The organism is Brevundimonas sp., from assembly GCF_965278935.1.
Lineage (GTDB): Bacteria > Pseudomonadota > Alphaproteobacteria > Caulobacterales > Caulobacteraceae > Brevundimonas.
In genome coordinates, this window is record NZ_OZ257124.1 from 1,055,114 (window position 1) to 1,077,652 (window position 22,539).

Consider the following 22,539-nt stretch of genomic DNA (forward strand, 5'->3'; position numbering starts at 1 on the left):
TTTCCCTTGGGTCCGATCAACCGAGCGAACGCGCGGTGTTGATGACGTTGATCTGGTCGAAGCGGGTCGTCGAAGAGCCGTGGCTTACCGCCGAGACCTGGCTGGGCTGTCCCTTGCCGTCGAAGAACGAGCCGAACATGCGGTAGTCGGTCTCGTCGCAGATCGCCGAGCAGGCGTTCCAGAACTCCGGCGTGCGCATCTGGTAGGCGACGTCTTCCAGCGGCCTGGTGATCGCGCCGTCCTTGATCTCGTAGAACAGGGTGCCGCCGAACTGGGCGTTGTAGCGCTGCTGGTCGATCGAGAAGGAGCCGCGACCCAGGATGTAGATCCCGTTCTCGACGTTCGAGATCATGTCATCGACCTTCATCGGCGTCTTGCCGGGCTTCAGCGAGACGTTGGCCATCCGTTGGAACTGAACCGACGACCAGCTGTCGGCGTAGGAGCAGCCGTCCGAGGCGTTCTTGCCCAGGATGTGCACCTGGTCGCGCGTGGCCTGATAGTCGACCAGCTTGCCGGCCTCGATCAGGTTCCATTCCTTGCACTGGATGCCTTCGTCGTCATAGCCGACGGCGCCGAGCGAGCCCCGCTGGGTCTTGTCGGCGACGATGTTGACGATGTCCGAGCCGTACTGGAAGCGGCTCTCGCGCTTGTCGAGCGTGGCGAAGCTGGTGCCGGCGTAGTTGGCCTCGTAGCCCAGCACGCGGTCGAGCTCGAGCGGGTGACCGACCGACTCATGGATGGTCAGGCCGAGGTGGTTGGGGTCCAGCACCAGGTCGTAGGCGCCCGGACGGACCGAGGTGGCCGTCAGCTTCTCGCGCGCCTGTTCGGCGGCGGCGATGGCGTCCTTGGTCATGTCGTAGGACATGCCGTAGCTGACCACGCCGTTGGAGGCGACGATCTGGTCGGCGGGGTTGCCGTCCAGATATTCGTAGCCGAGCCCCATTGGCGACGAGAGGCCGTCGCGGGTGCGGAACTTGCCGGTCGTCTGGTCGATCGCCGTCACCGTGAAGGGCGCCCAGATGCGGTGCACGTCCTGGTCGATGTAGGAGCCGTCAGAGCTGGCGAAATACTTCTGCTCGTTCACCAGGAAGAGCTGCGAGTTGACGAAGTTGGCTCCGGCGTTCGTCGCCGCGGCGTTGACGCCCAGCAGCAGTTCGACCTTCTCGGCGATCGGCACTTCCATGGCGTTGCGGCGGATCGGGGTCTTCCACGAGACCTCGCCGACGCCGCGCGTGGGCGCCAGCTGGACCGGCTGTGTCTGGTTCTTGGCGTTGGCCTTGGCGATGGCGACGGCGAGGCGGGCCGCATCGGCCACGGCCTCGGGTGTCATGATGTTGGTGGCGGCGAAGCCCCAGGCGCCGTCGGCGATGACGCGGACGCCCGTGCCCATCGACTCGGTGTTGACGATGTTCTGGACATTGGCTTCGCGGGTGATCACGAACTGGCGCATGTAGCGGCCGACGCGCACGTCGCAGTAGGTCGAGCCGGCGGCGGCGGCGGCGCTGAGGCCGGCATCGGCGAGGCGTTTCTTGACCGCGATCTCGATGGTCTCGGTCAGTTGCGACGCGGCGATGGCGCGTCCGGCGAATCCGGGCAGCAGAAGCCCCCCCGCGCCGATGCCGCAAGCGGCGAGGAATGAACGTCTATCCAAGGCTTCTCTCCACCCGAATGGCCTGCCGCGGGGGCGCACAGGCGGTGTTGAGCGGGCATCGCACAGAGCCCCCTCGTCACGCGGGCGGCATCTTTGACAGGCGGGTGACACAGGTCAAACGATCGGAGGCGTTAAGGCCGATCATTACGAACTCTTAACGCCGCCCCCAGTGTTGGCGGGCTTTTCAGACCGACGGGTCGAAGGGCCTGAGCGGCGCAAGAGGCGCGAATTCGCCCTCGGCGCGAGCCATACGCGCCTGAATCGCGGCCATGACATCGGCCGGGCTCCAGAGCGACCCCTGCATCACCGCGACCCATTCCAGTCCCTCGGCCACCGTGTGGTCGCGGGCGTGATTGAGGGCGGCCTTGGAGCCGGACACGGCCAAAGGCGCCTTGGTCGCGATCCGCTTCGCCATGTCGAAGGCGGCGGCGAGGACGGCGTCGGCGTCGGGCAGGACGGCGTTGACCAGACCCTGCCGTTCGGCGCGCTCCGACGTCAGGGTCGAACCCGTATAGGCCAGCTCGCGCACCACGCCTTCGGGCATCAGCTTGGGCAGGCGCTGCAGGCTGCCGATGTCGGCCATCATGCCGATGTTGATTTCCTCGATCCGGAAGTACGCATCCTGCGACGCCAGCCGGATGTCGCAGGCGGCGATCAGGTCGAGCCCGCCGCCGACGCAGGCGCCCTGGACGGCGGCGATGACCGGAAAGCGCACCTTCTCCAGGGTGGTCAGGGTGTCCTGCAGTTCGCGCGCGGTCTGGTGGAAGGCCTGCCGGTCGGCCGCCGTATCCGCGTTCAGGATCGCCCCGCCGGAGAAAACCGAGATGTCCATGCCGGCGCAGAAGTTCTTGCCCTCGCCGGACAGGACCAGGGCGCGGATCTCGCCGGTGGCGTCGAGCGCCTTCAGCTCCGGGCCGAAGCGCCGCCAGAAATCCATGTCCAGGGCGTTCGACGCCTCGGGGCGGGTCAGGCGCAGGTGCGCGACCGGGCCGTCGCGGGTGATCTCGAAGCTTGGCAAGGCTCAGGCGGCTTTCAGATCGGCGCGGCAGGTCATCAGCGGCTGGATCTTCTGGCCGAAGTCCTCGATGCCCTTTTCGAAATCGTCGAAGGTCAGCAGCACGCCGCCGGTGCCGGGCACTTCGCTCATCTCGTCCAGCATCCGCGCGACGCTCGCATAGGAGCCGACCAGGGTGCCCATGTTGATGTTCACCGCGCCTTCCGGTGCGGCGAGCTGTCGGACGTTGGTGGTGGCGTTGACCTTGTCGGCCGCGCCCTGATCCTTGAGCCAGCTGATCGCATCAACGTCGACGCCGTCGTTGTAGAGCTTCCACTTGGCCATCGCTTCTTCGTCGGTGTCGGCGGCGATGACCATGACGAGGACGAACATCTTCACGTCCCGGCCGGTCTTGGCGGTCGCCTCGGCGAGGCGCTCGTTGTTGAAGGCGAAGGCCTTGGGCGTGTTCACCCCCTTGCCGAGACAGAAGGCGTAGTCCGCCCACTGGGCCGAGAAGGCGAGGCCTTCGTCGGACGAGCCGGCGCAGATGATCTTCATGTCGGTCGAGGGCGTTGGCCGGACCAGACAGTCGTCCATCGTGTAGTAGTCGCCCTTCATGTCCGAGCGGCCCGTCTCCCACAGCTCGCGCAGGATGCGGGCGTATTCGTCGAGCATCTGGTAGCGGTTGCGAAAATGCTCCTCGCCCGGCCACAGGCCCATCTGGGAGTATTCCGGCTTCTGCCAGCCGGTGATCAGGTTGAGGCCGAAGCGGCCGTGGCTGATGCTGTCGATGGTGTTGCACATGCGCGCGGCGAAGGCGGGCGGGATGACCAGGGTCGGGCAGGTCGCATAGATCTTGATCTTCTCGGTGACTGCCGCGAGCCCGGCCATCAGGGTGAAGCTCTCCAGTCCGTACTCCCAGAACTCGGTCTTGCCGCCGAACCCGCGCAGCTTGATCATCGAGAGCAGGAAATCGAGGCCGTAGTGCTCGGCGCGCTGGGCGATGCGCTTGTTCAGGTCGAACGAGGGCATGTACTGCGGCGCCGTCTCCGAGATCAGCCAGCCGTTGTTGTTGATCGGTACAAAGACGCCGACTTCCATGATGTTCGCCCCTCAGTCGTCGCCGGAAAGAAAGGCGACCAGTCGCGCATTGAACGCACCGGAAGCCGTCGCCGTAAAGGCGTGTCCGCCCCAAGGGACGACATCGAGCGTCGCGTCCGGCAAACGCTCGGCCAGACGGCGCGACAGGAGCGGCGGGACCAGCATGTCGTCGGCCGAGGCGGCGACCAGCACCGGGTGCGGGATCTCTGCGAGCCGGTCGTCGATGTCGAAGGCCAGCAGGGCGCCGATGCGGGCCAGCATGACGTCGATGCGGGGGAAGCCCGCGATGTGGTGGGCCTCCTGCGTCTTTAGCAGGGCGTCGTTCTCGCTGATCCAGTCGGGCGGAAACAGGAACAGGGCCTGGGCCTCGACATAGGCGGTCGGACCGAAGGCTTCGAGCAGGCGCGTGCGGGCCGAGAAGCAGCGGGCGACGTGCGGGTCCGGCCGCGACCAGCCGTTGACGACGACGAGCCTGTCCAGCCGATCCGGATGGTCGAGCGCGAGCTGCAGCCCGGCGTTGCCGCCCGCTGCATGGCCGACGATGTGGGCCCTGGCCGTGTTGGTGGCGTTGAGGACGGCGACGATGTCCTGCGCCATCGAGGCGACGGCGTGGTCCGGCTTGAGACTGCGGTCGCTGCGACCCGTGCCGCGGTGGTCGTAGAGGATGACGCGGAAGCGGCCGTTCAGGGCCTCCATCTGGGGCGACCAGAAGGCCGCAGAGCCGCCGAGGCCGGCGGACATCAGGACGCTGTCGGCGCCCGCCGGACCCTCGTGGACCTCGTACCAGAGGCCGTCGGCGACGCCTGTCGTCACCGCTTCCCGGCGCCTTGGCCGATGTGGGCGATGGTGGCGATCTCGACGAGGAAGTCGGGGCGGACGAGGCCACACTGGATGCAGAACCGGGCGGGTTTGTCGCCGGGGAAGAACTCCGCATAGACCTTGTTCAGGGCGGCGTAGTGCGACCAGTCGGACAGGAAGATGTGGTTCATGGTCACGTCGTCCATGGTCCCGCCGGCGGTCTCGATCACCGATCTGATCGTTTCCAATACGATGCGGGTCTGGCCCTCGGCGTCGCCGACGCAGGCGACGTTGTTGTCCTTGTCGAAGGCCAGTGTCCCCGAGACATAGACGACGCCGTCGGCGAGCGTGCCGGGCGAGAAGGGGGCGATCGGGGTTTGGGTTCCGGGCGGGGTGATGACGGTCTTGGGCATTCAGGCCTCCTCAGTGTTGGGCGCGATCTGACCGACGACGCCCTTGAAGTCGGCGACGCTGGAGACCCAGCCGAAGAATGTCTCGATATTGTAGATGGCGGCCTTCTGGACGAAGTCCGGTCCGGCCTGATGGGTGGCGTCCTCCAGCACGATGCCGAAATACTCGAGGAAGAAGCCGTCCCTCAACGTCGACTCCACGCAGACGTTGGTGGCGATCCCGACGAAGACGAGGTTGCGGATGCCGCGCGAGCGCAGGACGCTGTCGAGCTGGGAGTTGAAGAAGCCGGAGTAGCGGGTCTTGTGCAGGCAGATGTCGCCGGGCTCGGGCTTCAGCGCGTCGACCAGTTCGTAGTCCCAAGTTCCGCGGGCGAGCAACGTCCCCGCCAGTTCGGGTCGGGCGCGCATGGTCTTCAGCGCATTGGATTTGTGGAAGTTGGGGCTGCCGGGGCCGCCCGCCTCGACATAGTCGGGGTCCCAGCCGTTCTGGAAATAGATGACCTGGACGCCGGCGCGGCGGGCGACCTCGAGCACGCCCTTCGTGTTCTCGACGACCTTGGCCGCGCCCGAGATGTCGAAGCCCGCCAGATCCAGATACCCGCCGGGCGAGGCGTAGGCGTTCTGCATGTCGATGACGATGACGGCCGTCTTCTCCGGATCAATCTCAAGCGGCTCGGGTCGGCAGGGCAGGGTGATCGTCGTGGCCATTCGCCGACCATGACACATGCAGGCGGCACGCCAAGTCCCGAGGACGCTTTGCGCGACTCCAAAATAGACTCCACAGAGTCGACAGAGTCGCGCGGGCGTCGTGACGCGTGCTGGCAGCGGACTTGTCAAAGACCCGGACGGCAGATGGAGCCGCTGTGAAGCGGACGCAAGACGACAAAAGGAATAAATTCGTATTTCAGATTACGGCGTCGGGCAGAGAGCGGTGATCGGGGCGACCAGTCTCAGGTCCTCGATCGACACTTCCGAACCGGTCGGGGCGGTGATCTGGAACTGGGACAGACGAGCCGGTTCGGCGCCTTCGAAGCAGCGCAGGGGAACGATGCTCGTGGTCCAGTCCAGGGCGGCGGGCAGGGCGACGGCGGCGGGGCCGATGGCGATCTGGACAGGAGCGTCGGCGCGGTAACGGATCGACACGGCCAGCGCCGGATCGCTCGGGGTCGGCGGGCCGCCGATGACAACGAGCGCGTCTTCGGCCGTGAAGCGGAAGCGGCGGGCGGACTCCTGGGCAGTGGCGTCGACGGGCGTCATGGCGACGCCGCCGGACGGGCTGGCGGCGGCGCCGGGGCTTTCGACGCGGTGGTTCCCCGCGGCGTCGCGCAGGGTCACCGACCAGGGCGCGACGAACCGACCCGAGGCGAAGAACCGGGGCAGGGGCGTGGCGTCGTCAGGCAGACCGTCGTCCTCGCTCAGCATCGGGGTCGAGGCGGGCCGCGCATAGGTCAGGCCATAGCCGAAGGCGAACTGCGGATCGTAGCCGGGCGCGCCGACGTTCTGCGGCGACTGCCCGGCGCTGCGGGGCCAGGAGAAGCTCAGGGTTCCGGTGAAGTCGTGGCGGGGCGTGCCATCGGCGCCGGCGACAAGGACATCGGCGATGCCCGCCCCCTCGCTGCCCGGCAGCCAGGCGGCGACGAAGGCGTCGGCGGCGTTGATCTCGGGGTTGGTCCAGAGCGGGCGGCCGGACAGGAAGACGGCGACGGTCGGCACGCCCTTGGCCTTCAGGCGGCGCAGGGTTTCCAGCGGACCGGTGGGGGCAAAATCCAGCGTGTCCTGATCGCCGTAGAACTCGGCGTAGGGCGTCTCGCCGAAGACGACGACGGCGACGTCGGGTTTGGTCTCATACGCGCCATCGGGCGACAGGGTCGCTTCGCCGCCGGTCCCGGCCACGGCGTCGCGCAGCCCGGCCCAGATCGAGGTCCCGCCGGGGAAGTCGGCGTTGGTGTTGCCGACACCCTGCCAGCCGATGGTCCAGCCGCCGGCCGCCAGACCGATGTCGTCTGCGGCCTCGCCCACGACCAGCACCCGGGCGCCGGGACGGAGGGGGAGGACGGCGTTCTCGTTCTTCAGCAGGACCAGCGACTGGCGCACGGCCTGACGGGCGAGGGCCCGGTGGTCGGCCGAGCCGATGACCTCGAACCGGCCCTCGATCGGGTCGGCGGGGTCGAAGACGCCCGCCGCGATCTTGGCGCGCAGGATGCGGGCGACGGCCTCGTCCAGCCGGGCGGCCGAAATCTCGCCGGAGCGGGCCTGGGCCAGTGTGTTGTCGTAGAGGGCCTTCCAGGCGTTGGGGGCCATGAACATGTCGAGCCCGGCGTTGATCGCGTCGGGGCATGAGTCGGAGCGGCAACCGGGCAGGGCCGCGTGGGCGTCCCAGTCGCCGATCAGCAGGCCCTCGAAGCCGAGCGGGCCGCGCAGGACATCGGTCAGGAGGGAGCGATTTCCGGTGTGCTTGGCGCCGTTCCAGCTCGAGAAGGACACCATGACCGACAGGACGCCCGCGTCGATGGCCTCGCGATAGCCGGACAGGTGGATGTCGATCAGGTCCTGTTCGGACACGGCCGCGTCGCCCCGGTCACGGCCGTCGGTGGTGCCGCCGTCGGCGAGGAAATGCTTGGCCGATCCCATGACTTGGCCGGATGACAGGCCCGCGCCGTCGCGCAGATCGCCTTGCAGGCCGTGGACGAGGGCGGCGGCGTAGCTGCGGGCGACCGACGGGTCTTCGGAGAAGCCCTCATAAGTCCGGCCCCAGCGGTCGTCGCGCGGCACGGCCAAGGTCGGGGCGAAGGTCCAGTCGACGCCGGTCGCGGCGACCTCCTCGGCCGTGGCGCGGGCGATGGCCCCGACCAGCGCCGGGTCGCGCGCGGCGCCCAGGCCGATGTTGTGCGGGAAGAGGGTCGCCCCGACGATGTTGGCGTGGCCATGCACGGCGTCGACCCCGAACAGCAGGGGAATGCGCGCGCCCGGACGCCCGGCGGCGGCGGCGCGGAAGGCGCGCGACAGGTCGAGCCAGGCCTGGGGCCCCGACCGCTCGTCGCCCTTCGGAGAGGAACTGCCGCCGGCCAGGATCGAGCCGATGGGGTAGGCGGCGAGGTCCTCGGGCCTGATCGAGCCGATGTCGGCCTGGATCAGCTGGCCGACCTTTTCCTCGATGGTCATGGCGGCCAGGAGTTCGCGGACGCGAGCCTCGGTCGCCGGACCGGTCAGGGCGGCGGGGCTGTGCGACGTGGGCCAGCGGTTGGGGTGGGCGACGGCGTCCTGCGCCCGGGCGGGCGCGGCGAGGAGGGCGAGGGCGGCGGCGCTTGCGGCGAGGGATCGGCGGGTCATCACAAACCTCGGGACGAGGGATCAGCCCACTGGCCTGACCCGGGCAAGGACATTACAACGAAGGCGGCATGACCACATCGACCGCAGACACCCGCAAACTCTATCAGCAGGTCGCGACCTCGGTCGCCGCCGGGATCGCCGCCGGGCGCTACACCGTGGGCGCGCGCCTGCCGTCCGAGCGCGACCTGGCCGAGGATTTCGGCGTCAGCCGCCCGACGGTGCGCGAGGCCATGATCGCTCTGGAGATCCGGGGTCTGGTCGAGGCGCGACCGGGGTCGGGCATCTATGTGACGGAAGCTCCGGCGACCGGTCCCGCGCCGGAGCTGGACATCGGCGCCTTCGAGCTGACGGAGGCGCGGCGTCTGTTCGAGGGCGAGGCCTGCGCCTTGGCCGCCAGCGGCATCACCGAGGAGGAGATCGCCGAGCTCGAGGTCGTGCTGAACCAGATGGTCGGGGAAAACACCCTGGCCACCCCGATCGGCGAACAGGCGGACCGGCGCTTCCATACCCTGATCGCCCAGGCGACGCGCAACTCCGCCATCGTCATGGTGGTCGAGAACCTGTGGGACCTGCGCTACCGCTCGCCTCTGTGCGCCGCCATGCTGGCCAAGGCGCGTCAGGTGGGCGTGCGGCCCCTGATCGAGGATCACCGCGAGATCCTGGACGCCCTGATCCAGCGCGATCCGAAGGCGGCGCGGGCGGCGATGCACAGCCATCTGGGTCGTGTGATCGAGGGCCTGCTGACGGCGACGGAGATGGACGCCCTGGCGCGCACCCGGTCGGACGTCGAGGCGCGCCGCCAAGAGATGGCCCGCCGCTCGGCCATCTGACCGCTCACGGCGCATAGGGCGGCAGTCTGAGGTTCAGATCGAGTTCGGCGTTCCGCTCGCGATAGAGGGCCGCATCGGTCGCGAGGTCGGTGTCGTTCCACGCCCAGGCGCCGCGCTGGAAGACTTCGTACAGGCCCTGGGTCTCGGTCTTGTCGAGTTCGGGGTAGGGCCACTGGTTTTCACGCCCCGCCCAGCCGGCCATGAAGGTCGTTGCGCTCCGCAGCGAACGCCCGTCGGCGCTCTGCCAGTTCCACAGGTCGACGCCGACGCAACTGCCGATCTGGGCCAGGTCGAAGGCTGCCGTCAGGGTCCAGGTCGAATAGTGCAACGAGCGGGTGCGGGTCAGTTCCTGAGGCAGGCTGCCGTCCGGGGCGAACTGGGGGACGATACGGGTGGTCCTGAACCGTTCGGCGACCGTCTGCGCCACCTCGTCCATGCCGGCGTAGAGGGCGAACTCCGAGATCAGCATGTCGTAGTAGACGCCGTGATTGTTGGTCGCGGCCTTCTCGGCGCGTCCGATCTCGCTGGTGGCCATCCATTCGACCAGGGCGGCGAACCAGTCGCGCAGCGACGCGCGCTCCTCTTCGGTCAGGGCCGACGAGGTGTCGAGCAGCCCGAGCGACTCGACCACCTTCACCAGACGGGTCGCGTCGATGACTCCCTCGGCCCGACCGGACACCCGTCCCGGTACGGCCTGGCCGTGGTTGAAGTTGGGGTTCATCCGGGTCTCGGGGGCCAGGAACCAGACCTTGATGAAGGCCGCCGCCCGGGTCGCGTAGCGTTCGTCGCCGGTGAAGTAATAAGCCAGCGACAGGGCCTGAACGTCCTGGCTCATCGCCTCCAGATCAGTCAGGTCGAAGGCGCTGGTGTCGCGCTCCGGATTGAACTGACCGTCGCGCCGGACATAGGGCAGGCCGTTCGGCTGGGCAGGGTCGGGCCACCAGTAGGGACCCATGCTCATATAGTCGTGCCTGTCGCCGCTGGCGGGCGTCCGGGTCTTGTCGACTACGGTGTAGGGGCCGCGCGTCAGGGCGGCGTCGGCGCGGGCCAGCATCGCGGTGCGCGCGGGCTGCAGGGTCTCATCGGTCGCGAGCCGCGCCTTGATCGTCTCCAGCCAGTCGGGCCGCCACAGGAAGGTGCGCCGGCCGTCGAAGGCGGAGGCGTAGCCCATCGACCCTTCGCAGACCGGGGCCGTCGTCTGGGCCAGGACGGGCGTCGCGGTCGCGACGACGGCCATGACCATGGACAGGAGGGAGGGGCGGATCATCGGGCTTTCCGGGAAGAAGCAAGCCCGCGGCGACCGAAAGCCGCCGCAGGCTTCGGGGAGAGCGTCAGTAGCGGAAGACGACGCCGGCGTAGATCTGCGGCGTGCTCTCGCTGACCTCGGTGATCGAGTCCTCGCCGGCCTTGTAGAGGATGTCCCGCTCGTTGAGCACGTTGAGGGCCTGGGCCTTGAACTGCATGTGCTCGTTGATCCGGTAGCTGGCCGAGAGGTTCAGATAGCCCGCGCCCTGAACGCCCCGGTTCGTCGAGCTGTTCGGCTTGGAATACTCCGACCGGTAGCGGTAGGCGGCGCGCAGCTGGATGCCCATGCCTTCCCAGAAGATCGAGGCGTTGGCGCTGTGACGCGACAGGCCGCGCAGATTGGCCGGATCGACATAGGGGGCGACGGTCGAGGGGTCGGGGAACTCGAAATCGGCCTCGGCATAGTTGTAACCCGCCGACACGCCCAGACCGCTCCAAAGGCCCGGCAGGGTGGTGAAGACGTGGCTGCCGCTGAGCTCGACGCCGTACAGATGGCGCTGCTCGGTATCGTTGGCCGGGGCGACGGCGTTGAAGGTCACTTCCGTCCCGTTGGCGATGATCGAGGTGGTGAAGGGCTGGACGGCGTCGAAGGCCGCGCCCTTGATCAGCTTGTAGTAAGGCGCGATCGAAAAGCTGGTGTCGGCGTTCAGGTAGAACTCCAGCGACGAATCGAAATTCCAGGCTTCCAGCGGCTTCAGGTTCGGATTGCCGGTCTGGGAGTTGGCGAGGACCCCGGCGACGGTGGTGGCGGTCGCATCGACGATCGGATTGATGCCGACGTTGAACTCCTCGATGCCGACGCGGGCGATGGCGCGCGACACGCCGAAGCGCAGGCGGGTGCGGTCGTTGAGGTCGAAGTTTAGGTTCGCGCTGGGCAGCCAGTAGTCGTAGTCGCCGTCGCCGGTGATCTCGGTCAGGGTGCCCGGCACGACGACGATGGTCGCGGCCGAACCGGCGACCGACGGCGTTACGGTGACGGCGGAGCGGAAGCCGCGCGCCTCGACCTGGGTCGAGACGTAGCGCAGGCCAAAGTTGCCGCTGACCGGAATGTTGTTCCAGTCCGTCGCGAAGCTGGTCATCGCATAGACGGCGCTGATCGTCTCTGTGACGTCGATGTCTTCGGGCCCGCGCGAGTCGGCCAGCAGGGGGTTGGTGTCCCGCCCGGTGTAGGCACGGAACAGGCAGTCGTTGCTGAACTGGGCCCAGGACCGGATGTTGGTCGAGGACGCGCTCATGAAGTCCCTCGTGGCGAAGGGCACGCGGCACTGGGCGTTAGCCTGCGCCGTGATCTGGGCGACCGTCATGCCGTCGCGGGCGATCGGCGTGGCGACGTCCGAGTTGTTGTTCAGGTCGGTTTCCCGAGTGTGTTCGGACACCCGGGCGCCGAAGCCGATGGAGCGGAAGAAGCCCTCGTCGCCCAGGTCATAGGTCGCATCGACCCGGGCCGCAGCGATCGCGTCTTCCCGATCGGTGACCAGGCGATAGCGGGCGTAGTTGGTGTTGGCGGCCGGGACGGCGATCAGGAAGTTCGCAGGATCGTTCACATCGAACCCGACGAAATTCACGCTTGGGACGACGTCCCGGGCGCCGTCCAGATCATAGACCACACGGCGGCTGGACCGCATGTTGGTGGCCTTCTGAAGTTCGGTGCGGTGCGACTGGGAGTAGGACAGATCGCCGGTGACCTGAAGACGGTCGCCTTGCCAGCGGGTGAACAGGCCGCCGCCGATGTATTCCTCTTCGCGCAGGCGATCCTCGAACTGGACCTCCAGGTTGGAGTTGCCGGTGTAGCGGATCAGGGCGCCTTCGCTGTAGCCGTTGTCGCCCGTGCCGATCAGGGTCGGCTGGATGCCGCGCGCGGCTTCGGTGATCGCCAGCTGATTACGGTTTTCCAGGCTGGAACGGTTCGAGTACTGGGCGTCCAGAGTGAAATCCAGACGGTCCGTGGGACGCCACTGGAGGGCGCCCAGCAGGCCGTCACGCTCTTCGCTGGTGTTGATCTGGCGGAAGGTCCGCGAGGTGGTGCCGAAATAGAGAGGGCCCTGGGTCGTGCCGGCCTGGTTGGCGGCGCTCAGCGTCGACCGTATGGCGCAGTTGAAGCTCGTTCCCGCGGCCGTCTGCTGGGCCGCTGTACCGCCGATGAAGTTGGGGTTGTTGGCCACGGTGTTGCAGGGAATGAAGGCGGAGTTGGTCGTGTAGTAGTCCTCGGGCACCGCCTGGTCCTGATGCTGGTAGCCGATGCTCAGGCCCAGATCGCCGATCGCGGTGTCCAGCCAGCGATTGGTCCAGGAGATGTTGGCGCGGTAGCCCATGCCGTTGCGGCCCAGGATGGCGGCGTCCTTGGGCTGGTAGACAGCGCGATATTCGGCCTGGAGGCGCGGCGTGGCCTCCAGCGGGCGGATCGAGCGCAGGTCGATGACCCCGGCGATGCCGCCTTCGGCGAAGTCGGCCTGTTGCGACTTGTAGACCAGGACGCCGTTCACGAGCTCGGACGGGAACTGCTGGAAGGCCACCGAACGGTCCGGACCTGCGGTCGAGACCTCACGGCCGTTGAAGGTCGAGAAGGAGAGGGTGGGGCCCAGGCCGCGAACGGACAGTTCGTTGGCGTTGCCCTTGAACCGGTCGGCGGTGACGCCCGTGATCCGCTCCAGCGTGTCGCCCACGGAGTTGTCGGGCAGGGAGCCGATCTCGTCGTTGACGATGGCGTCGACGATCGTGGCCGTCTCGCGCTTCACGGCGATGGAGTTGCGCTGCGTCGCCCGGATCCCGGTGACGACGATCTCGTCGACCGAGGACTCCTGGTCCTGCGGCGCGGGCGGCGTATCTGTCGCATTCTGGGCGAAGGCGGCCGTCGACATCGCCATCGCGGCGACGGAAGACATTAGCAGGACGCGGCCTGCGCGCAGCGATACTGTGGTCATGTTGGTTTCCCCTCCAGGAAGTTTCGTCGCGCACCCGTTGGTCGGGCGACCTTGCAAACAGGCTAGACCAGAAATGACACCGGTGGCAATATTGGTCTGGCCAAAATATCCCGGGGCAACCGGGGCCGGGTCATAGGGAGATCAGGATGTTCGGACTGAAACACACACTTGTCGTCGGTCAGGCGATGCTGCTGCTGGCCTGCGCCCCGGCCCTGGCCCAGACGCCGGATCCGGCGGTGATCCAGCAGGCGCGCCGCGTCGCGGATTGGCAACTCGCCCATATGGAGCAGTTCGAATACGTCACCACCTTCCGCGAGCCGACCGCCGATCCGATCGACTGGATCCAGGCGACGCTCTGGGTCGGCCTGACCGATCTGGCCGACGTCACGGGCGACGCCCGCTACGCCGACGCAGTGGTGGCTCAGGGGCAGGCGGCGAACTGGGGCTTCGGACCCCGGCCCCGCCACGCGGACGCCGACGCCATCGGTCACGCCTGGATCTGGGCGGCGACGAAGGTCGAGGGCGAGGAACGCACGCGTCGTCTTGCTCCTGTCCGCGCCCGGTTCGACGCCGTCCTGGCGACGCCCAGCGACGTCTCCATGATCTTCGACGAGGGGCGCGGCGAACGGCCCTGTCAGGTCCGCTGGTGCTGGAGCGACGCCATCTTCATGGCCCCGCCGGTCTGGGCCGCCCTGTCGGCCGCGACAGGCGAGCCGGCCTACTGGCGCCACGCGGACCACGAACTGCAGGCGACGATCGACGCCCTCTACGATCCGGAGGAGCACCTCTTCTATCGCGACAGCCGCTTCATCGGCCGCGAAGGCCCGGCGGGCCGCAAGGTATTCTGGAGCCGGGGTAACGGCTGGTCCTACGCCGGTCTCGCGAAGACGCTCGAGGTCCTGCCGGCCGACGATCCGTCGCGCGCTCGATATGTCGAACTGTTCCGCCAGATGTCCGAACGCATTCGCGGACTGCAGGGCGCCCAAGGCTACTGGCCCGTCTCGCTGCTCGATGCAGGCGGCCCGCCCGAGACCAGCGGCACGGCCTTCTTCGTCTACGGCATGGCCTGGGGCGTGAACCACGGGGTGCTGGACAAGGCGATCTATGGCCCCGCGATCCGCACAGGCTGGGCCGCCCTCGACCGCGCCGTCCAGCCCGACGGCCATCTCGGCTGGGTGCAGCAGGTCGGCTATGCGCCGGACCAGGTCGCCGCAACCGACACCCAGCTCTACGGCGTCGGAGCCATGCTGATGGCCGCATCCGAGGTCTCGCTTCGGCAAGATTGGTAAGGCCAGTTGACGAGCCGGTCTGGCCGCAATAGCGTGGAGTTCTGCTCTCCTAAGGCAGACGCCTTTCGGGGGGGCGGCCCGCTGGCCGTCCCCCTTTTTCTTTCGAGAGTTCCGCATGCGTCCTGTTCACGTCCTCGCTGCGCTCGCCCTCGGCATTGCGGCCCTGCCCGTCGCGGCCACGGCCCAGGAAAGGGGGGCGATCTACCTGACCCCCCCGCCGATGAACCAGTCGGTTCAGGGCCGGGTCCGCCCGCAGATCGAAGCCCTGCTGGAAGCCCTCGCCGCCGAGGGCCGCGACTACACGCTCGACGGCATCGAAGTCTTCGAGGCCCAGGACAAGTTCCTGCCCGGCAAGATCGCCAGCGGCATGTCGCACGTCCTGGTCGCCACCTCGCGCGACGACCCTGCCTTCGCCGAACGGCTGGCCGCCTTCCGTCGCCTGTCGGAACTGACGCTGGAGGACACGAACGACAGCTGGGGCATCTACTACTATATCTCGGCCCTGCATGAGCTGAAGGCGGCCGGCCTTCTGGACGAGGCGGTCAGCCCGGCGACCCTGGCCCGGCTGCGCGAGCGGCTCGACTGGCGCGCCTTCGTGCGCGAGCCCGAGCTGACCCTGATCAACCTGCCCAACAACTACTACGGCGTGGCCTTCAGCATCGCGCGACTGCGGTTCCTTCTGGGGTGGGAGGACGCCTCCGCCTCCGAAGCGCTACTGGCGAAAACCCTCCAGCATTTCCGCGACTATTCCGGCGAGTACGGCTTCGCCGACGAGACCTCTGGGGAGGGCCGGTTCGACCGCTACTCCGTCCTCCTGATCGGCGAGATCGCCCAGAGGTTCATCGAGACCGGCGTAGAACCGCCGCCGGAGGTCCGCACCTGGCTGCGCAAGTCCGTCGACCTGATGCTGCCGCGCCTGAACCTGCGCGGCGAAGGGTTCGAGTACGGGCGCAGCATCGGCGTCTATGGCGAGACCGCCTTCCTCGAAGTCCTGACCGCCGCCGCCGCCCTCGACGTCCTGACCGACGACGAGAAGGCCATGGCCTATGCCTTCTCGTCGCGGGTCGCGGCCCGCTACATCGACTTCTGGCTGGACAGCGGGACCGGCTCGGTCAACCTTTGGGACCACGGTCGCAAGACCGACGCCTATCGCGGCAAGCACCGGATTCTCGGCGAGAACCTGAGCCTCGCGCACCAGCTGATCTACACCAACGCCATCTGGAACCGGTTGGGGATGACGGACGCCGCGCCCGACGCCGGCTTCGAGGCCTGGCTGGACCGCCGCCCGACCTCGATGACAACCTGGTTCGCGCGCGGAGACCATGACCGGGTGCTGGTGACGTATCGCGACGGGGATCGCGTCATCGGCCTGCCGCTGATCAACGGGGGTCCGACCCAGCATATGAACACCCCCTATTTCCCGATCCCCTTCTCGCCCGGTGTCCTGTCCGGCGCGGCAGACGAGACCTTCCCACAGCTGGTTCCCCGGCTGACGCTGACGGACGGGTCGATGCTGATGCCGCTGTCGTATTTCAAGGACGTCGTCGTCGCCGAAGACGGCGCCCGCACCACCGTCAGCTTCCACCAGGACGAATTGGACTGGATGGGGGAGGAGGCGCCCCGACCGGACACGCGGGCGACGATCCAGACTCGTTATGTCCTCGAACCCGGCGCCGTCACCCGCAGCGACGAGATCGTCGTCGACGGCGCCGCCGTGGTCGATCTGGAGTTCCCGGTCTTCTCGCGCGGCGCGACGACGGAAGGCGCCGTGATTCGCTTCGCCCAGGGCGAGGTCGCGTCCTTCGAGGCGACCGGCATGACCTGCGCTCCGACGGAGGATTTCGACGCCGCGACCTATGCCAGTCCCGTCGGCGCCTTCCGGACCGTGATCCGCTGTCGTGCGGAGATCGAGGATCGCGCCAGCCTGTCGTGGCGCATCGGCTTCGCGCCCTGAACCCTGTTCGGCGTGAGACACCGGTCCCGTCCGGACCAGGGCCGACCCGGCGGACTCAGTTTCTGCAGTCCCGTTCAGCCCGCGCGGCCCTTCGCCGGGTCACGGTCATGGCGAAGGCGACCCCGGCGCCGAACAGAAGACCTTCAAGACCGGCCGTCACCGTGCGGCCGACCCGGCCGAAGTCGGCCTCCCCGAACAGCCGGCCGAGATGATCCAGCCTCAGGCTCGACCCCGGAAACCGGTCCGCCAGCAGGTCCAGACTTCCGCCCATCAGACGCCCGCCACACAAGCCGATCAACACCCCCGCGACGGCCGCACAGACGCCCGTGATCGCCGCGCTGCGCCTCGGCGAGATCAGCCCCCTCCGGTGCGACAGCCAGAAACCCAGCCCGACCGCCCCGCCCAGCAGCGCCCCTTCCGGCGCCCCGGTGATGGCGCCCGGCGACTGGCCGAACAACAGGGTGAAGGCGTCCAGCCCGACCATCTTCACGACGGCCCCGACCAACAGTCCGCCGGCCGCCCCGCCTGGAATGGCGGTGGTCTCGCGCCATCCCGGAACGGCCGTCGAGGCCGCGATCCCGAACCCGACGCCGGCCCCGCCCATCAGTCCGACGACCATGGTCAGACAGGCGATCACGAGCAGGGCCGAGACCGATCCTCCGCCCTCGGAAATCCCCACGAACCCGTAGACGAACCCACCCAGCAACCCCGCTGCGCCGCCCCCGATCATGCCCGCACGCCCGAGCCGGAACACCGTCTCCCAATCCCGGCGTGGCGGCGCCGAAGCGAGTGGCGTCGGCGCATCGATCGTCGCATCGACCGGCGCGATGAAGCGATAGCCGTGCTTTGGCGACGTCTCGATGAAACGCGGGTTGGTCGCATCGTCTCCCAAGGCGCGGCGCAGGGACCGGATGCATTGGGTCAGGGCCTCGTCGGTGACCGGCACGCCGCGCCATACCTCGTCGAGAAACCGCGTCTTCGAAACCAGTCCGCCGCGCTCGCCGACCAGCAGCACCAAGGCGTCGAGATAGCGGGCGTTGAGCTCCACCGTCGCCCCGTCGCGTGTCAGCCGGCGGTTGCGGGGATCAAGCAGGAAGGGGCCGAAGCGAAGGACGCCGTCTGACACGTTTCAGCGATTCCTCAGGTCCTGCTCATGACGCTCATCGTCCGCGCGGCCACGGTGGAACCTCATCCAGACAAGGACCGAAGGCAATGGCGAACATCTCCGATATCCGATCGAGCGACACCCCGTGGCGCATCCTCATCTGGGGCGGGCTGGCCGCCCTGCTCGCGCTTCCCGCCATCGCCATGCGATTCACCGACGAGGTCGTCTGGACCGCGACCGACTTCGTCACCGCCGCCGTCATCTTCGCCGTCGTCGGAGCCTGTTTCGAGTGGGCGGCGCGGATGTCGCGGAACTGGGTCTATCGCGCCGGCTTCGCCATCACGATCATCACCAGCTTCCTGACCGTCTGGGTCAACCTGGCCGTCGGCATGATCGGCAACGAAGAGAACCCCGCCAACCTGATCTTCCTCGGCGTCCTCCTGACCGCGATCGTGGCCTCCATCGTCGCCCGCTTCCGCGCCGACGGCATGTCCCGAGCCATGCTGCTGGCGGCCCTGGTCCAGGCAGGATGCGCCGCGTGGGCCGCCTCCAGTGGCCATGCCCGAGACGCGATCTTCATCTCGATCTTCAGCGTTTTCTGGCTCGCCTCGGCCGCCCTGTTCCGGATGGCCGCGCGCTCGGGCGCCTAGGCGGAGGGCAGCAAGGTCCCGGCGAACCGCCGATAGCGGCCCGCACGCACTCCGTCCGTCGCGCGGGCGATGTCGGGGGCGAAATAGTGGTCGCTGTCGTAGGCGGCGACCGCCTCTCGCACGATCGACCAGACCTGTTCCAGGGCCGGAGAGCTCTTCAGCGGACGATGGAATTCGATGCCTTGGGCGGCGGCCAGCAGCTCGATGCCGACCACGGTCGCGGTGTTCTCGGCCATCTCCAGCAGGCGCCGCGCGCCGTGGGTGGCCATGGAGACGTGGTCCTCCTGATTGGCCGAGGTGGGGACCGTATCGACACTGCACGGGTGGCTGAGCATCCGGTTCTCGGCGACGAGTGCGGCGGCGGTGACCTGGGCGATCATGAAGCCGGAGTTCAGCCCGCTTTCCTTCACGAGGAAGGCCGGCAGTTCGCTCATCTTCGGATCGACGAGGATGGAGGTGCGGCGTTCGGAGATGTTGCCGATCTCGCACAGGACCATGGCCAGCTGGTCCGCCGCGAAGGCCACCGGTTCGGCATGGAAGTTTCCGCCGGAAATCACGTCTCCATCGTCGATCAGAACGAGCGGATTGTCGGTCACCGCATTGGCCTCGCGCTCCAGCGTCGCGGCGGCGTTGCGGATCACATCCAGCACCGCGCCCATGACCTGGGGCTGGCAGCGCAGGGAGTAGGGGTCCTGCACCTTGGCATCCCCCTCGCGGTGGCTGTCCCGAATGGCGCTGTCGGCCATCAGACCGCGCAGGGCGGCTGCGACGTCGATCTGGCCCGGCTGGTTGCGCAGGGCGTGGATGCGGTGATCGAACGGCGCGTCCGAGCCTTTCAGCGCATCGACCGACAGGGCCCCCGCCGCGATCCCGGCGGCGAAGGCGGCCTCTGTCGCGAACAGGCCGGCGAGCGCGAGCGCCGTCGAACACTGGGTGCCGTTGAGCAGGGCGAGGCCTTCCTTGGGGCCCAGGGTCAGGACCGACAGACCGGCCCGCGCCAGAGCGGTCTCGGCGTCCAGCGTCTGGCCCTGATGGCGCGCTTCGCCGACACCGATCAGGACGCAGGACATGTGGGCCAGCGGCGCCAGATCGCCCGAGGCGCCGACCGAACCCTTCGAAGGAATACAGGGCAGGACATCGTTGTTGACCAGTCCGATCAGCGCCTCCAGCGTCTTGCGCCGCACGCCCGAAGCGCCCTTCGACAGGCTGGCGATCTTGAGGACCAGGATCAGCCGCACGACCGCGTCGTCCAGCAACGGCCCGACCCCGCAGGCGTGGCTGAGCACGAGGTTCTTCTGCAGCGTCTCCAGATCGCCGGACGCGATCGAGGTGTTGGCCAGAAGGCCGAACCCCGTGTTGATGCCATAGACGGTGCGGCCCTCGGCGATGATGGCGGCGACGGTGGCGGCGCTCTTCTCGACATCGGCCCAGGCGGCGTCGGTCAGGGAGACGGTGACCGGCCCGTCCAGCACAGTGCGGAGCTGGGCGAGGGTCAGGGGGGCTGGGCCGAGGGTGATCGTCGTCATTGGAAATATCCTTTCCCTCTCCCGGTGGGAGAGGGCTTGAGCGCCCGAGAGCGGAGCGATCGGTCTTGCGCGAAAGGGTGAGGGTCGTGTGTCACCGGTGAGGGTCGACCCTCACCCGACCGCGCCAGGACGACGGCTCCGCCGCCGTGCGCGATCTCTCTCTCCCAATGGGAGAGGGTCATTTGAGCGACGGCAGGTTCAGGCCATGCTCGCGCGACGCTTCCCGCGCGATCTCGTAACCGGCGTCCGCGTGGCGCATGACTCCGGTGGCGGGATCGTTCCACAGCACCCGCTCCAGCCGCTTGGCGGCCTCCGGCGTGCCGTCTGCGACGATGACGACGCCGGAGTGTTGCGAATAGCCCATGCCGACTCCGCCGCCGTGGTGCAGCGAGACCCAGCTGGCGCCCGAAGCGGTGTTCAGCAGCGCGTTCAGCAGCGGCCAGTCGGAGACCGCGTCCGACCCGTCCATCATGGCCTCGGTCTCGCGGTTCGGGCTGGCGACCGAGCCCGAGTCGAGGTGGTCCCGCCCGATGACGATGGGGCCGGAGAGCTCGCCCGAGGCCACCATCTCGTTGAACATCAGACCCGCCCGATGACGGTCGCCCAGACCGATCCAGCAGATGCGCGCCGGCAGGCCCTGGAAGGCGATCCGCTTGTCCGCCATGTCGAGCCAGCGATGCAGACCGGCGTTGTCGGGGAACAGCGTCTTCATCGCCGCATCGGTCTTGCGGATATCCTCCGGATCGCCGGTCAAGGACGCCCAGCGGAACGGCCCGATCCCGCGACAGAACAGCGGGCGAATATAGGCCGGCACAAAGCCCGGGAAGTCGAAGGCGTTGGCCACGCCCTCGTCGAAGGCGACCTGACGGATGTTGTTGCCATAGTCGGTGACCGGGATGCCGGCGGCCTGGAAGTCGAGCATCGCCTGCACATGGACGGCGCAGGATTTGCGTGCGGCGGCCTCGACGGCGGCGGGATCGGAGACGCGCTTGTCCTCCCATTCCCCCACCGTCCAGCCCATGGGCAGATAGCCGTTGATCAGGTCGTGGGCGCTGGTCTGGTCGGTGACGAGGTCGGGCCGCACGCCGCGTTTGACCATCTCCGGCAGGACCTCGGCGGCGTTGCCGAGCAGGCCGACCGAGATCGGCTTGTCGGTGCGCCCGGCCTCATCGATCAGGGCCAGGGCCTCGTCCAGAGTCCCGGCCATGACGTCGAGGTAGCGGGTCCGCAGACGCATCTCGATCCGGCTGCGCTGGCATTCGACGGCCAGACAGGACGCGCCGGCCATGGTCGCGGCCAGGGTCTGGGCGCCGCCCATGCCGCCGAGACCGGCGGTCAGGATCCACTTGCCCGACCAGTCGCCGCCGTGATGCTGGCGGCCGGCCTCCATGAAGGTCTCGTAGGTGCCCTGAACGATCCCCTGGGTGCCGATGTAGATCCACGACCCGGCCGTCATCTGGCCGTACATCATCAGACCCTTGCGATCGAGTTCGTTGAAATGCTCCCAGGTCGCCCACTTCGGCACCAGGTTGGAGTTGGCGATCAGGACGCGCGGGGCATCCGTATGGGTCCGGAAGACGCCGACCGGCTTGCCCGACTGGACCAGCAGGGTCTCGTCCGGCGCCAAAGCCCTCAGGCTCTCCACGATGCGGTCGAAACTGGCCCAGTCGCGCGCCGCCTTGCCGATGCCGCCATAGACGACGAGGTCCTCCGGCCGCTCGGCCACCTCGGGATCGAGGTTGTTCATGAGCATGCGCAGGGCGGCCTCGGCGGCCCATGTTTGAGCCGTCATCTCGGGGCCGCGAGGGGCGCGGACGACGCGGGCGTTCGATTGGGTCATGTCAGGCTTTCCGGGCGAAGTCGGCGCAGGCGGTCAGGATGGCGCGCAGGTGGCGGCGCATGGGTTCGGCGAGTGCGGGATCGTAGGGCGAGGGCCAGTTCGCCTCGGACACCTCGCCTTCCGGATCGAGCATGTAGCCGCGGTCGGCCAGCTCCATCTGGATGGCGTGAATACCTTCGGCGGGGCGGCCGTAGTGACGCGTCGTCCAGCCGCCCTTGAAGCGGCCGTTCAGGACGTGGGTCCAGCCGGTGACGGCGCAGGCGGCCTCGACCGCCTGGCTAAGCTCCGGAGCGCAGGTGACGCCGTTGTTGTCGCCGATGTTGAACAGTGGCAGCGCGCCGTCGAACAGGCGCGGCACGACCGACCGAATCGAATGGGCGTCATAGAGGACGACCGGGCCATAGACGCCCAGCCGCTCGATCTGGGCCCGGATGGCGGCATGGTACGGATCGAAGAAGGTCGCGCGGCGACGGTCGATCTCGGCCTGATCCGGCGCCTCGCCGGGTCGATACAGCGGCTCGCCGTCGAAGGTCTCGACGGGGCAGAGGCCTGTCGTCGCCATGCCGGGATAGAGAGAGGCGCCGGACGGGTCGCGGTTGACGTCGATGACGCTGCGGCTGATCGCCGTGCGGACGGTGGTGACGCCCATCTCGCCGACGAAGTCATAGAGCCGGTCCACCCACCAGTCGGCGTCCTTGCGGGCCAGCCAGGGCGAGACCATCCGGGCCTCGATGTCGGGGGGGATGTCGGTCCCGGTGTGGGGGAAGGCGACGATCAGTGGCGCATCGCCTTCGACGACGGTCAGCCAGTCTGCGCTCATTCCGGTCTCCCTCGC

The 22,539-nt window shown here is 68.2% G+C and carries 17 protein-coding genes; 4 read left to right on the forward strand and 13 right to left on the reverse strand.

Annotated elements, in window-relative coordinates:
• Positions 1 to 16: 16 nt before the first annotated feature.
• From ACQY68_RS05300 to ACQY68_RS05330, 7 genes are all read right to left on the reverse strand, one after another.
• Complete coding sequence (locus ACQY68_RS05300) at positions 17 to 1,651, reverse strand: TldD/PmbA family protein (protein ID WP_428152009.1); 1,635 nt, start codon at positions 1,649 to 1,651, stop codon at positions 17 to 19.
• Positions 1,652 to 1,835: 184 nt separating this feature from the next.
• On the reverse strand, positions 1,836 to 2,669 hold the full coding sequence (locus ACQY68_RS05305; protein WP_428152010.1) for an enoyl-CoA hydratase-related protein: 834 nt from the start codon (positions 2,667 to 2,669) through the stop codon (positions 1,836 to 1,838).
• A 3-nt stretch (positions 2,670 to 2,672) separates the two neighbouring features.
• A complete protein-coding gene (gene rutA, locus ACQY68_RS05310; protein ID WP_428152011.1) occupies positions 2,673 to 3,746 on the reverse strand; it encodes a pyrimidine utilization protein A in 1,074 nt (357 codons plus the stop codon).
• 12 nt (positions 3,747 to 3,758) lie between these two features.
• Positions 3,759 to 4,559 carry a pyrimidine utilization protein D gene (rutD, locus tag ACQY68_RS05315; protein WP_428152012.1) on the reverse strand — a complete coding sequence of 267 codons (801 nt, stop codon included), beginning with the start codon at positions 4,557 to 4,559 and terminating at the stop codon, positions 3,759 to 3,761.
• Positions 4,556 to 4,957, reverse strand: coding sequence for a pyrimidine utilization protein C (rutC, locus tag ACQY68_RS05320; protein ID WP_428152013.1), 402 nt, complete (start codon positions 4,955 to 4,957; stop codon positions 4,556 to 4,558). The genes rutD and rutC overlap by 4 nt, the downstream gene beginning before the upstream one ends.
• A complete protein-coding gene (gene rutB, locus ACQY68_RS05325; RefSeq protein ID WP_428152014.1) occupies positions 4,958 to 5,662 on the reverse strand; it encodes a pyrimidine utilization protein B in 705 nt (234 codons plus the stop codon).
• Between the two features lie 201 nt (positions 5,663 to 5,863).
• Entirely contained in the window at positions 5,864 to 8,284 is a 2,421-nt protein-coding gene (locus ACQY68_RS05330; protein ID WP_428152015.1) for a glycoside hydrolase family 3 N-terminal domain-containing protein, read from the reverse strand.
• Positions 8,285 to 8,352: 68 nt separating this feature from the next.
• On the opposite strand from ACQY68_RS05330, the gene ACQY68_RS05335 reads away from it, so the two are divergent.
• The gene (locus ACQY68_RS05335; RefSeq protein ID WP_428152016.1) at positions 8,353 to 9,114 is read left to right on the forward strand and encodes a FadR/GntR family transcriptional regulator; all 762 of its coding nucleotides are present in this window, start codon (positions 8,353 to 8,355) and stop codon (positions 9,112 to 9,114) included.
• Positions 9,115 to 9,118: 4 nt separating this feature from the next.
• On the opposite strand, the gene ACQY68_RS05340 is transcribed toward ACQY68_RS05335, so the two are convergent.
• On the reverse strand, positions 9,119 to 10,381 hold the full coding sequence (locus tag ACQY68_RS05340) for an alginate lyase family protein (protein WP_428152017.1): 1,263 nt from the start codon (positions 10,379 to 10,381) through the stop codon (positions 9,119 to 9,121).
• Between the two features lie 64 nt (positions 10,382 to 10,445).
• Positions 10,446 to 13,340 carry a TonB-dependent receptor gene (locus ACQY68_RS05345; RefSeq protein WP_428152018.1) on the reverse strand — a complete coding sequence of 965 codons (2,895 nt, stop codon included), beginning with the start codon at positions 13,338 to 13,340 and terminating at the stop codon, positions 10,446 to 10,448.
• Between the two features lie 146 nt (positions 13,341 to 13,486).
• On the opposite strand from ACQY68_RS05345, the gene ACQY68_RS05350 reads away from it, so the two are divergent.
• Complete coding sequence (locus tag ACQY68_RS05350; protein ID WP_428152019.1) at positions 13,487 to 14,629, forward strand: glycoside hydrolase family 88/105 protein; 1,143 nt, start codon at positions 13,487 to 13,489, stop codon at positions 14,627 to 14,629.
• A 115-nt stretch (positions 14,630 to 14,744) separates the two neighbouring features.
• On the forward strand, positions 14,745 to 16,583 hold the full coding sequence (locus ACQY68_RS05355; RefSeq protein ID WP_428152020.1) for a hypothetical protein: 1,839 nt from the start codon (positions 14,745 to 14,747) through the stop codon (positions 16,581 to 16,583).
• Positions 16,584 to 16,638: 55 nt separating this feature from the next.
• Here the strand turns inward: ACQY68_RS05355 and ACQY68_RS05360 are convergent, their stop codons facing one another.
• The gene (locus tag ACQY68_RS05360; RefSeq protein WP_428152021.1) at positions 16,639 to 17,709 is read right to left on the reverse strand and encodes a winged helix-turn-helix domain-containing protein; all 1,071 of its coding nucleotides are present in this window, start codon (positions 17,707 to 17,709) and stop codon (positions 16,639 to 16,641) included.
• An 86-nt stretch (positions 17,710 to 17,795) separates the two neighbouring features.
• On the opposite strand from ACQY68_RS05360, the gene ACQY68_RS05365 reads away from it, so the two are divergent.
• Entirely contained in the window at positions 17,796 to 18,338 is a 543-nt protein-coding gene (locus tag ACQY68_RS05365; RefSeq protein WP_428152022.1) for a hypothetical protein, read from the forward strand.
• Here ACQY68_RS05365 and hutH read toward each other — a convergent pair.
• From hutH to hutG, 3 genes are all read right to left on the reverse strand, one after another.
• Positions 18,335 to 19,864 carry a histidine ammonia-lyase gene (gene hutH, locus ACQY68_RS05370; protein WP_428152023.1) on the reverse strand — a complete coding sequence of 510 codons (1,530 nt, stop codon included), beginning with the start codon at positions 19,862 to 19,864 and terminating at the stop codon, positions 18,335 to 18,337. The genes ACQY68_RS05365 and hutH overlap by 4 nt on opposite strands.
• 178 nt (positions 19,865 to 20,042) lie before the next feature.
• A complete protein-coding gene (gene hutU / locus ACQY68_RS05375; RefSeq protein WP_428152024.1) occupies positions 20,043 to 21,704 on the reverse strand; it encodes a urocanate hydratase in 1,662 nt (553 codons plus the stop codon).
• Between the two features lies 1 nt (position 21,705).
• Positions 21,706 to 22,524 (reverse strand): N-formylglutamate deformylase, encoded by an 819-nt coding sequence (hutG, locus tag ACQY68_RS05380; protein ID WP_428152025.1) that lies wholly within the window; start codon positions 22,522 to 22,524, stop codon positions 21,706 to 21,708.
• Positions 22,525 to 22,539: the final 15 nt, after the last annotated feature.